The following is a 12,173-nucleotide window of genomic DNA, read 5'->3' as shown; positions in this document are numbered from 1 at the left end:
CGCGTTCTGCCCCTCCATCACCCAGATCAATCTTGCTATCCAGCCTTTATTCGCGCACTTAGACTCAGGCTCCTTCCCACACAGGTAAGCCGCCATGTCCGAGACGCTCCTCAGTTCCCGCAATCTGGCTTTCGAGCTGTACGAAGTCCTCGATGCCGAGGGCCTGACCCAGCGCGAGCGGTTTGCCGAACATAATCGCGAAACCTTCGACGCGGCCATCAGTACCGCCCGCACCATTGCCGAAAAGTACTTCGCACCGCATAACCGCAAAAACGACGAAAACGAACCGCGCTACGAGGACGGCAAGGCCATCCTGATCCCGGAAGTCAAACCGGCCGTGGACGCCTTCCTGGAAGCCGGCTTCCTCAATGCCGCGCGCAGTTTCGAAGCCGGCGGCATGCAGTTGCCGACATTGCTGTCCCAGGCCTGCTTCGCGCACTTCCAGGCGGCCAACGCGGCGTCAACGTCCTACCCGTTCCTGACCATGGGCGCCGCCAACCTGATCGAAAGTTTCGGCACCGAGGAGCAGAAGCAACGCTTCCTGCAGCCGATGATCGAGGGGCGCTTCTTCGGCACCATGGCCCTGACCGAGCCGCATGCCGGCTCGTCGCTGTCGGACATTCGTACCCGCGCAGAGCCTGCGGCGGACGGCAGCTATCGGCTCAAGGGCAACAAGATCTTTATCTCCGGCGGCGACCACCCGCTGTCGGAAAACATCGTGCATATGGTGCTGGCCAAACTGCCGGACGCGCCGGCCGGGGTGAAGGGCATTTCGCTGTTTATCGTGCCCAAATTCCTGGTCAACGACGATGGCAGCCTGGGTGCGCGCAACGATGTGTTGCTGGCCGGGCTGTTTCACAAGATGGGTTGGCGTGGCACCACGTCCACGGCGCTGAATTTCGGCGATAACGGGCACTGTGTCGGCTATCTGGTGGGCAAACCGCACCAGGGCCTGAGCTGCATGTTCCAGATGATGAACGAAGCGCGCATCGGCGTCGGCATGGGCGCGGTGATGCTCGGTTACGCCGGCTACCTGTATTCCCTGGAATACGCCCGCGAACGCCCGCAAGGCCGCCTGCCGGACAGCAAAGACCCGAGTACCGCGCCGGTGTCGATCATCCAGCACGCCGATATCAAGCGCATGTTGCTGACCCAGAAAGCCTACGTCGAAGGCGCCTTCGACCTCGGCCTGTTTGCCGCGCGCCTGTTCGACGACACCACCACCCTGGCAACCGACGTCGAACGCAAGCACGCTCACGAACTGCTCGACCTGCTGACGCCAATCGTCAAATCCTGGCCCTCGGAGTTCTGCCTCAAGGCCAACGAGCTGGCGATCCAGATCCTCGGCGGCCACGGCTACACCCGCGAATACCCGGTGGAACAGTATTACCGCGACAACCGCCTCAACCCGATCCATGAAGGCACCCACGGTATCCAGTCCCTCGACCTGCTGGGGCGCAAGCTCGCGCAGAACGGCGGCGCGGGCCTGAAGCAACTGATTCGGTTGATCGCCGAAACAGGCGCGCGGGCGCAGCAATATCCATCGCTGAAGGCCATGAGAGAACCGCTGGAACAGTTGGTGGCGCGCCTGCAAAGCGTGACGATCGGCCTGCTGACGGATCTCGCCCAAGGCAAGGTCAACAGCAGCCTGGCGAATTCGGCGCTGTACCTGAAGGTATTCGGGCACACGGTGATTGGCTGGCGCTGGCTGGAGCAGGCGATTCGCGCCGAAGAAGGCCTGGCCAAGGGCAATGCGGCGGACACCGCGTTCTATAAAGGCAAGCTCCAGGCGGCCCGCTACTTCCTGACCTGGGAAGTACCGGGCTGCCATCATGAACTGGCAATACTGGAGGCCCGCGACGATACGTGCCTCGGCATGCAGGATGAGTGGTTCTAAGGCTGTCCGATAGCCTTGGAAATCACCTCGACCGTGGCGCTGACTTGCTCTTGGTAACGGTCGAGTTCCTGCTGGTGACGCTGTTGCATTTCGATCTGCTCGGCGCACAGGTTCAGCGCGGCCAGTACCAATAGCTTGTCACCGATCAGGGTCGGGTACTTTTTCTTGGTGGTGGCCAGGGAGGCCTTGAGCAGGGTCACGGCGTGCATCAGGGTTTGATCTTCCCCGGCCGGAGCCTTGATCGAGTAATCCTCTCCGAGAATCGAAACGACCTTTATCCCTTCGTTCATGCGCTGACAGGCCCTGCGCTCACACGCTCAACCAACGCCTGGATACGCGCAGCGGTGGCGCCGTTCTTTTCTTCCTGTTCCATCAGGTTCAATTGCAGGCTGTCGTTCTCATCCTTGGCGCGGGCCAATTGCGCCTTGAGGGATTCATTGGTGCCCAACAGGTCTTGATTCTGCTGTACCAGGTCGCTGACCAGTTGTTCCAGCTGGCTGAGGGATGCTTCTAACATTTTGATTTCCTGGGCTTTTTAAAAGGGCGGTGACGATAAAGAAAATTCACCTCGGATGCCAGGGTTATCCCCGGCGCGCAGCCCGATTGTTAAGGGCCGGGCCGCACTTTCGAGCCTTAGTGACTGCATTTCCCCCATCTGGTTCCTGAATCGGCCCGGCCCCTCGTCAGATGCGATAAAAACACACGCCACTTTAGACTTTAGTCGTACTGCCGATAGGTAATACTCACCCTGTCTCATAGCCGCATGGATCGCGCTTCTTCCCAGGACTCCCGCATGTCTCTTCGTAATATGAATATCGCGCCGCGCGCGTTCCTAGGCTTCGCGTTGATTGGTGCACTCATGTTGTTTCTCGGTGTGTTCGCCCTGAACCAAATGAGCAAAATCCGCGCGGCGGCAGAAGACATCACGCTGTCCAGCGTGCCGAGTATTCGCGCCCTCGATGAGTTCACCCAGCTGACATTGCGCCTGCGGGTGCTGTCATACCGATTGCTGACCAACCGCGGGCCAGACGTGCAGCAAAAAACCCTGGAAACCATCGAACAGCGCAACCAGCAGATTCGGACCGCCCAGGGCATCTACGAAAAACTCATCGACAGCAGCGAAGAACGCGCGGCCTACGACGAATACGTGCGCCTGCTAGCCCAGTACCATCAGATCGAAGAGCGCATGAAGAGCATGTCGCGGGCCAATCAGGTCGACGAGCTGCGCGAGTTGCTCAACAGCGAGTTGCTGAGCAACGCCGAGCAGACCAACGCCGTGCTGGCGCGCCTGGCGGACATCAACAACAAGATGGCCCTGACCACCAATCAGCAGGCCAAAGACCAATACAACCTGGCCTTCGACCTTGTGGTTGGGCTGCTGGTCATCGCCACGACGCTGACCCTGTTGTTCGCCTGGCTGCTGACCCGCAGCATCACCCTGCCGATCGCCCAGGCCCTGGACGCGGCTGAAGAAATCGCCGAAGGCAACCTGACACGCCCGATCAAGGTCGATGGCCACGACGAAGCCGGCCGCCTGCTGGCTGCCATGGCCAAGATGCAGGACAAGCTGCGCGACACCCTGCAACGCATCGCCGGCTCGGCCACTCAGTTGGCTTCTGCCGCCGAAGAGCTTAACGCCGTGACCGACGAAAGCGCCCGTGGCCTGACCCAACAAAACAACGAAATCGAACAGGCCGCCACCGCGGTCAACGAGATGACCAGCGCCGTCGAGGAAGTCGCGCGCAATGCGGTGAGCACCTCCGAGGCCTCGCGCAACGCCACCACCTCCGCCGGTGACGGCCGCGACCTGGTGCAGGAAACCGTCAGCGCCATCGAGCGCATGAGCGGCGACGTGCAAGCCACCGCGACGCTGATCGGCGACCTGGCCAATGAGTCGCGCGACATCGGCAAGGTGCTCGACGTGATTCGCGGTCTCGCCGACCAGACCAACCTGCTGGCCCTGAACGCGGCGATTGAAGCCGCACGCGCCGGGGAAGCCGGCCGTGGCTTTGCCGTAGTGGCCGACGAAGTGCGTGCGCTGGCGCATCGCACCCAGCAGTCGACCAGCGAGATCGAACGGATGATCGGCAGTATCCAGGCCGGCACCGAGCATGCCGTGGATTCGATGCGCAACAGCACCGAGCGCGCGGAATCGACGCTGAACATCGCCAAAGGCGCGGGGATGTCGCTGGATACGATCAACACGGCGATTGTCGAGATCAATGAACGCAACCTGGTGATCGCCAGCGCGGCGGAGGAACAGGCGCAGGTGGCACGGGAAGTGGACCGCAACCTGGTGAACATTCGTGATCTGTCGGTGCAATCGGCAACCGGCGCCGGCCAGACCAGTGCTGCGAGCAGCGAGTTGTCGCGCCTGGCGGTGGACTTGAACGGGATGGTCGGGCGGTTTCGCCTCTAAGAATGTGGGAGGGGCGGTGCGACGATTCGACTTGCCCCCGATAGCGGTGGGTCAGCTGTAGATAAGCTAGCTGACAAATCGCAATCGGGGGCAAGCCCCCTCCCACATTTAGATCGGCGCCCGCCGCTAAAAGCTTTTTGACAGCGCGGCAATTCAACAGGTTAGAATCGCTGGCACGCAGACTGCATGGTCAGAATGCGTCCGTCTTATTTTGCCCATGGAGTACTGCCTTTGAATGCGACCACCATCAACAGCCTGTTCTTGATCGGCGCGTTGCTGGTGAGTGCGAGCATTCTGGTGAGTTCTCTTTCGTCCCGCCTGGGCATTCCGATCCTGGTGATCATCCTGGCCGTGGGCATGGTCGCCGGCGTCGACGGCGGCGGCATCATCTTCGATAACTACCCGACCGCCTACCTGGTGGGCAACCTCGCCCTGGCCGTGATCCTGCTCGACGGCGGCTTGCGCACCCGGGTGGCGAGTTTTCGCGTGGCACTCTGGCCGGCGTTGTCGCTGGCCACGGTGGGGGTGTTGATTACCACCGGCCTCACTGGCATGGCCGCGGCCTGGCTGTTTGACCTCAACATCATTCAAGGCTTGCTGATCGGCGCGATTGTCGGCTCCACCGACGCCGCCGCGGTGTTCTCGCTGCTCGGCGGCAAGGGGCTCAACGAACGGGTCTCCGCCAGCCTGGAAATCGAATCCGGCAGCAACGACCCGATGGCAGTGTTCCTCACCGTCACCCTGATCGACATGCTCGCCAGCGGCCAGACCGGCCTGCACTGGAACCTGCTGTTGCACCTGGTGCGCGAGTTCGGCATCGGCGGCCTCATCGGCCTGGGCGGCGGCTGGCTGATGCTGCAGATGGTCAACCGCATCAACCTGGCCAACGGCCTGTACCCGATCCTGGTGATCGCCGGCGGCCTGTTCGTCTTCGCCCTGACCAACGCCCTGCACGGCAGCGGCTTCCTCGCCGTGTACCTGTGCGGCCTGGTGATCGGCAACCGCCCGGTGCGCAGCCGTCATGGCATTTTGCATATGCTCGACGGCATGGCCTGGCTCGCCCAGATCGGCATGTTCCTGGTGCTGGGCCTGCTGGTCACGCCCCACGACCTGCTGCCGATTGCGCTGCCCGCCCTGGGCCTGGCGCTGTGGATGATCCTGTTTGCGCGGCCGCTGTCGGTGATGGTCGGCCTGCTGCCGTTCAAGGCGTTCCACGGCCGCGAAAAAGCCTTTATCGCCTGGGTCGGCCTGCGCGGCGCGGTGCCGATCATTCTTGCGGTGTTCCCGCTGATGGCCGGCCTGCCCCATGCACAGCTGTACTTCAACCTGGCGTTCTTTATCGTGCTGGTCTCGCTGCTGGTGCAAGGCACCAGCCTGCCGTGGGTGGCCAAGCTGCTGAAAGTGACCGTGCCACCGGAGCCGGCGCCGATTTCCCGCGCCGCCCTGGAAGTTCACGTCACCAGTGAGTGGGAGCTGTTCGTCTACCGCCTGGGCGCGGAAAAATGGTGCATCGGCGCAGCCCTGCGCGAGCTGAAAATGCCCGAAGGCACGCGTATCGCTGCACTGTTCCGTGGCCAGCAACTGCTCCATCCGTCGGGTAGTACGGTGCTGGAAGCCGACGATCTGCTCTGCGTGATCGGTCACGAACACAACCTGCCAGCCCTGGGCAAACTGTTCAGCCAGGCGCCGCAACGCGGCTTGGATTTGCGCTTCTTCGGCGACTTCATCCTCGAAGGCGACGCCCAACTGGGCGCAGTCTCGGCGCTGTACGGCCTGCAACTCGAAGGCATCGACCCGGACATGCCATTGAGCCACTTCATCACCCAGAAAGTCGGCGGCGCGCCGGTGGTCGGCGACCAGGTGGAGTGGAACAACACGATCTGGACCGTCGCCGTCATGGACGGGAACAAGATTGGCAAAGTCGGCGTCAGATTCCCCGAAGGAAGTCGCCCGGGCCCCGGACTCTTCCTCTAAACTGCGGGGCAATACTGCCCCGATTCTTCACCTTGCTCGACCGGTCTCTATGCCAACCCTGCGCACTTTTCTCGCCACTGCCCTGCTGGGCCTGACCCTTTGTGTCGGCAGCGTATACGCCGCCGACCCGCCCAGCGCCGACGCTATCCAGCAAACCCTGGACAAGCTGCCCGACCGCAAGCTGCCCGACGCCGACATGAAGGCGCTGCAGGCGATCCTGCAGCAGACGCTGACTCACCTGGGCAACAAGCAGGATTACGAGCAGCGCCTGGTCGATCTCAAGCGCCAGTTGCAAGACGCCCCGCGCCAGACCAGCGAAAACCAGCGCGAACTGACCCGGCTCAAGGCCACCAAAGTCGTCCCGGTGGCCCAGCGCTACGCCACCTTGCCGGTGCCGCAACTGGAACAACTGCTGGTGCAGCGCACCACCCAGCAAGGCGACCTGCAAAAAGACCTGGCCGACGCCAACAGCCTGACCATCGCCGCCCAGACCCGCCCCGAGCGCGCGCAGACCGAAATCAGCAGCAGCCAGACGCGCATCCAGCAGATCAACGCGACCCTCAAGGCCGGCAAGGACAATGGCAAAACCCTCAGCGCCGACCAACGCAACCAGTTGAACGCCGAACTGGCGTCGCTCAATGCCCTGATCCCACTGCGCCGCCAGGAACTGGCCGGCAACAGCCAACTGCAAGACCTGGGCAACAGCCAGCATGACCTGGTGGTGGAAAAAACCGCGCGCCTGGAACAAGAGATCCAGGACCTGCAAACCCTGATCAACCAGAAACGCCTGGCCCAGTCCCAACAGACGGTGACCCAACAGTCCATCGAAGCGCAGAAAGCCGGCAGCAGCAGCCTGTTGGCCACGGAAAGCGCGGCCAACCTGAAGCTGTCCGACTACCTGCTCAAAAGCACCGACCGCCTCAACGACCTGACCCAGAAGAACCTGCAGACCAAGCAGCAACTGGACACCGTGACCCAGAGCGACTCGGCGCTGGACGAACAGATCAACGTGCTCAAGGGCAGCCTGCTGCTGTCGAAGATTCTGTACAAACAGAAACAGGCCTTGCCGCGCCTCACGGTCGACCGCAACCTCGCCGACGACATCGCCAACATTCGCCTGTACCAGTTCGAGGTCAACCAGCAGCGCGAACTGATCAGCTCGCCCAGCACCTATGTGGATAACCTGCTGGCCAACCAGCCGCCGGATGAGGTCACCCCGCAATTGCGGCGCACTCTGCTGGAACTGGCGATCACCCGCAGCGACCTGCTCGAGCGCCTGAGCCGCGAGCTGAGCGCGCTGCTCAATGAATCGATCACCCTGCAACTGAACCAGAAACAACTGCTGAGCACCGCCACCACCCTGCGTGCGACCCTCGATGAGCAGATGTTCTGGATTCCCAGCAACAAGCCGCTGGACACCGAGTGGCTGGAAACCGTCCCGGACCACCTGAGCAAGCAAGTCACCTCCCTGCCCTGGGCCTCCAGCGTCAGCGAACTGTACGACGGCCTGACCCAGCGCCCGCTGCTGTTCCTGCCGTTGCTGCTGTTGATCGGCGCACTGTTGTGGCGGCGCAATGCCTTGTACGCGCGGCTGAAAAAGGTGCACATGGACATCGGCCACTTCAAGCGTGACAGCCAATGGCACACGCCTCAGGCGATCCTGGTGAATATCCTGCTGGCCATGCCCGTGGCCTTGGGCCTGGCGTTATGCGGTTATGCGTTGCAGATCGACGCCCGCGGGCAAAACGCCAACCTGGGTGCCGCGCTGTTGCAGATCGCCCAGGCGTGGTTGGTGTTCTACACCGCCTACCGAATCCTCGCGCCAGGCGGCGTCGCCGAATTGCACTTCCGCTGGGAACGACCGCAGGTCGCATTCCTGCAAGGTTGGGTACGCAAGCTCGGGCTGGTGGTGCTGGCGCTGGTGGCCGTGGTGGCCATTGCCGAGCACCAGCCGGCAGCCCTGGCCGACGACGTGCTGGGCATCGGCGTGGTGCTGACCTGCTATGCGCTGATGGCCTGGCTGCTGGGTCGCCTGCTGTTGCACAGCACGACCCACGAGAAAGCCTCACTGTTCCGCAAAACCGCGGGTCTGTTGTTTACCGCGCTGCCCATCGCACTGTTTATCGCCGTGTGCTTCGGCTATTACTACACCGCGCTGAAGCTCAGCGACCGGTTGATCAACACCCTGTACCTGTTGATGTTCTGGCTGGTGATCGAAGCCACGTTCGCCCGCGGCCTGGGCGTCGCCGCCCGGCGCCTGGCCTATTCGCGGGCATTGGCAAAACGCCAGGCCGCCAAGGAAGCCGGCGAAGGCGAAGCGGTGATCGAAGAGCCGACCCTGGACATCGAACAGGTCAACGAACAATCCATGCGCCTGATCCGCCTGGCCCTGCTCGGCGGCTTCATCGCGGCGCTGTACTGGGTGTGGTCGGACCTGATCTCGGTGTTCTCCTACCTCGACAACGTCACCCTCTACGAATACACCAGCGGCACCGGGGCCAATATCAGCATGGTGCCGATCAGCATCGGCGACATGCTCGGCGCGCTGATCATCATCGGCATCACCTTCGCCCTGGCGCGCAACCTGCCCGGCTTGCTGGAAGTGCTGGTGCTGTCCAAGCTGGACCTGGCCCAGGGCAGCGCCTACGCCACCACCACGTTGCTATCCTACGTGATTGCCGGCGTGGGGTTTGTGGCGACCCTATCGACCCTCGGCGTGAGCTGGGACAAGTTGCAATGGCTGGTGGCGGCGCTGTCGGTGGGCCTGGGCTTCGGTATGCAGGAGATCTTCGCCAACTTTATCTCCGGCATCATGATCCTGTTCGAGCGCCCGGTGCGGATCGGCGACACCATCACCATCGGCAACCTGTCGGGCACGGTGAGCAAGATCCGCATCCGCGCCACCACCATCACCGACTTCGACCGCAAGGACATCATTGTCCCGAACAAGACGTTCATCACCGGGCAACTGATCAACTGGTCGCTGACCGACACCATCACCCGGGTCACCCTCAAGCTCGGCGTGGACTACGGCTCCGACCTCGACCTGGTGAAAGCCCTGTTGCTCCAGGCCGCGCGCGAAAACCCGCGGGTGCTGAAAGAACCCGAACCCCACGTGTACTTCCTCAACTTCGGCGAAAGCACCCTCGACCACGAACTGCGCATGCACGTGCGCGACCTCGGTGACCGCAACCCGGTGATCGACGAGGTGAACCGTTTTATCAACCGCGAGTTCAAGAACAACCACATCAACATCTCGTTCCGGCAGATGGAGGTTTACCTGAAGAACCTGCACGGCCAGGAGTACAAGCTGGTGCCGGTAGAAGACGAAAAACGCACCATCGCCAACCCGGCCGAGACGCACGACGCACCGGAACCGCCGCCGGGCAAAGTGGTGGACGCCCCCGAGCCGCCACCCTCCAAGCTCGACTAAAACGCCTATCCCCAGCAGAATGCTCGGACATTCTGCTGGAGATGGCCGGTGAAAGCCCTCGACGAACTGACCTTCGACAATCGCTTCGCACGCCTGGGCGACGCGTTCTCAACCCACGTCCTGCCCGAGCCACTCGACGAACCGCGCCTGGTCGTGGCGAGCGACGCCGCCATGGCCCTGCTCGACCTCGACCCAGCCGTGGCCGAAACGCCAGTGTTCGCCGAACTGTTCGGCGGCCACAAGCTGTGGGCCGAAGCCGAACCGCGGGCGATGGTGTATTCCGGGCATCAGTTCGGCTCCTACAACCCGCAGTTGGGCGATGGCCGTGGCTTGCTGCTCGGCGAGGTGTATAACCGCGCCGGCGAACACTGGGACTTGCACCTCAAGGGCGCCGGGCAGACGCCGTACTCGCGGATGGGCGATGGCCGCGCCGTGCTGCGCTCTTCGATTCGGGAGTTTCTGGCATCAGAAGCCCTGCATGCATTGAACATCCCTAGCAGCCGGGCGCTGTGTGTGATCGGCTCGAGCACGCCGGTTTGGCGCGAGAAGCAGGAACGCGGGGCGATGGTGTTGCGCCTGGCCCGTAGCCATGTGCGCTTCGGTCATTTCGAATACTTCTACTACACCCAGAAGACCGAGCAGCAGGCGGCACTGGCCGAGCACGTGTTGAAGCTGCACTTCCCCGAGTGCCGGGAACAGCCCGAACCGTACCTGGCGATGTTCCGCGAAGTCGTCGAACGCAACGCCGCACTGATCGCCAAATGGCAGGCCTATGGCTTCTGCCATGGGGTGATGAACACCGACAACATGTCGATCCTCGGCATCACCTTCGATTTCGGGCCGTTTGCGTTTCTCGACGATTTTGACGCGCACTTCGTCTGCAACCACTCCGATCATGAAGGGCGCTACTCCTTCAGCAATCAGGTGCCGATCGGGCAGTGGAACCTCAGCGCGCTGGCGCAGGCGCTCACACCGTTTATCAGCGTCGACGCCTTGAAGGAAACCCTCGGCCTGTACCTGCCGCTGTACCAGGCGCACTACCTGGACCTGATGCGCCGCCGGCTGGGGCTGACCAGCGCCGAAGACGATGACCAGAAACTGCTGGAGCGCCTGCTGCAATTGATGCAGAACAGCGGCGTGGACTACACGCTGTTCTTCCGCCGCCTGGGCGATGAACCGGCCGCGCTCGCAGTGGCGCGGTTGCGCGACGAGTTTGTCGACAGGAACGGCTTCGATGCCTGGGCGGATGCGTACAAGGCCCGCGTGGCGCGTGATGGCGAGTACAGCGAAGAACAGCGCCGAGCACGGATGCATGCGGTCAACCCGCTGTACATCCTGCGCAACTACCTCGCACAGAACGCTATCACCGCCGCCGAGTCTGGGGATTACAGCGAAGTGCGGCGGCTGCATGAGGTGTTGCGCAAACCGTTCGAGGAGCAGGCCGGGATGGAGCAGTACGCGCAGCGGCCGCCGGATTGGGGCAAGCATTTGGAGATCAGTTGTTCTTCGTAGAGTCGGCTAGATGAACGTCTCCACGGAAACCCCAAAGCGTTCGGCCAACCATTTAATCTGTCGCAGATTGAGCTTACGCTTACCGCTCAGAATCTCGGAAACGACTGACTGTTTGCCTAAGCCTGGCAGATCACTTTGATTCAAGCCGTGTTCGCGCATCATCGCGCGCAACACGTCAACACCACTGACGATGGGCATCGGACGATGCTCGTGATCGTAGGCTTCGATCCAGTCACTGAGAATATCCACCAAACTCATAAGCGGATTTGATTCGTCCTCCCCGACCAAATCCAGCAACTCGTCGAGGGCAGCAACCAGTGCATCGTAATCCGCCTCGTTTTTTGGCTTGCGCAGTAATGGTGAAACAAATTGCCAATGTTCAGCGGCGAGCTGAATGAGTGCGCTCATCTGATTGTCTCCTTCCACTTGTCTTGTTCGTATTCGCGGTGATCGAGCAGATGCTTGATGTAAATTCGTTGTGCTGGGTACCGCACGAAAGCAATTAACCTCAGTTTATTGCCACCGATGTCGAACACATGGAACTGCCCGACTTTATCCGTCGCAGGAAAAATGCCTTTCATTGACGCGAAATCTCCTGGGCTATTGCGCTTTATCCGTCGGTACCACTCATCCAAAGCACTCGCTGAGCGCGGCCACTTTTCCTTTGCTTCCCAGATCCTTTTCTCACTAATCACTCGCATGCAACATCCTTATCGCATCTTGCTATGAAGGTTAAACCCGAACTCAAACTATCGCAATTTGCTATAACCGCAAACAGACAGATGGCGGGAAACAGAACGCGCTCCAACAGCCTAGATAAGCGGCTTCACATCGACATGGCAGAAACTGTGAACGGATGAGTCACCGCTCCCACGCCTTGATAAACCCCAGACCTGACTCCAAATAGGATCTATTGGCCAGTCTCAAAGGAGCGCCAC

General features: G+C 61.6%; 9 protein-coding genes and 1 pseudogene. 6 read left to right on the top strand and 4 right to left on the bottom strand.

The genetic code is table 11. The annotated features are described in order from the left end of the window. The first annotated feature begins 94 nt into the window (after positions 1-94). Positions 95-1,897 (top strand): acyl-CoA dehydrogenase, encoded by a 1,803-nt coding sequence (locus TU80_RS00735; RefSeq protein ID WP_057003648.1) that lies wholly within the window; start codon positions 95-97, stop codon positions 1,895-1,897. Here TU80_RS00735 and TU80_RS00730 read toward each other — a convergent pair. Both TU80_RS00730 and TU80_RS00725 read right to left on the bottom strand, forming a co-directional pair. Further along, a complete protein-coding gene (locus tag TU80_RS00730) occupies positions 1,894-2,187 on the bottom strand; it encodes a cell division protein ZapA (RefSeq protein WP_017849820.1) in 294 nt (97 codons plus the stop codon). The two genes, TU80_RS00735 and TU80_RS00730, sit on opposite strands and share 4 nt — an antisense overlap. Then, positions 2,184-2,414: a hypothetical protein gene (locus TU80_RS00725; protein WP_017849821.1), complete on the bottom strand. Its 231-nt coding sequence runs from the start codon at positions 2,412-2,414 to the stop codon at positions 2,184-2,186. The genes TU80_RS00730 and TU80_RS00725 overlap by 4 nt, the downstream gene beginning before the upstream one ends. Before the next feature lie 246 nt (positions 2,415-2,660). Between TU80_RS00725 and TU80_RS33870 the strand changes: the two are divergent. The 5 genes and pseudogenes from TU80_RS33870 to selO all read left to right on the top strand — a co-directional run. After that, positions 2,661-3,413 (top strand): annotated as a pseudogene (locus tag TU80_RS33870) (MCP four helix bundle domain-containing protein); the annotation flags it as partial. Between the two features lie 30 nt (positions 3,414-3,443). Further along, positions 3,444-4,316: a methyl-accepting chemotaxis protein gene (locus TU80_RS33865; RefSeq protein ID WP_371928164.1), complete on the top strand. Its 873-nt coding sequence runs from the start codon at positions 3,444-3,446 to the stop codon at positions 4,314-4,316. A 231-nt stretch (positions 4,317-4,547) separates the two neighbouring features. Next, positions 4,548-6,290, top strand: a complete 1,743-nt coding sequence (locus tag TU80_RS00715; RefSeq protein ID WP_046384946.1) for a potassium/proton antiporter — start codon at positions 4,548-4,550, stop codon at positions 6,288-6,290. A 49-nt stretch (positions 6,291-6,339) separates the two neighbouring features. Next, positions 6,340-9,723, top strand: coding sequence for a mechanosensitive channel MscK (gene mscK / locus TU80_RS00710; protein WP_046384947.1), 3,384 nt, complete (start codon positions 6,340-6,342; stop codon positions 9,721-9,723). A 48-nt stretch (positions 9,724-9,771) separates the two neighbouring features. Next, positions 9,772-11,235, top strand: a complete 1,464-nt coding sequence (gene selO, locus TU80_RS00705) for a protein adenylyltransferase SelO (protein WP_057003646.1) — start codon at positions 9,772-9,774, stop codon at positions 11,233-11,235. 6 nt (positions 11,236-11,241) lie between these two features. Here the strand turns inward: selO and TU80_RS00700 are convergent, their stop codons facing one another. Continuing rightward, positions 11,242-11,643, bottom strand: coding sequence for a helix-turn-helix domain-containing protein (locus tag TU80_RS00700; RefSeq protein WP_046384949.1), 402 nt, complete (start codon positions 11,641-11,643; stop codon positions 11,242-11,244). Beyond that, complete coding sequence (locus TU80_RS00695) at positions 11,640-11,936, bottom strand: type II toxin-antitoxin system HigB family toxin (protein WP_017849827.1); 297 nt, start codon at positions 11,934-11,936, stop codon at positions 11,640-11,642. Before TU80_RS00695 ends, TU80_RS00700 begins: the two co-directional genes overlap by 4 nt. Positions 11,937-12,173: the final 237 nt, after the last annotated feature.

Source organism: Pseudomonas veronii, from assembly GCF_001439695.1.
GTDB lineage: Bacteria > Pseudomonadota > Gammaproteobacteria > Pseudomonadales > Pseudomonadaceae > Aquipseudomonas > Aquipseudomonas veronii.
This window is presented reverse-complemented; position numbering and strand designations above follow the sequence as displayed.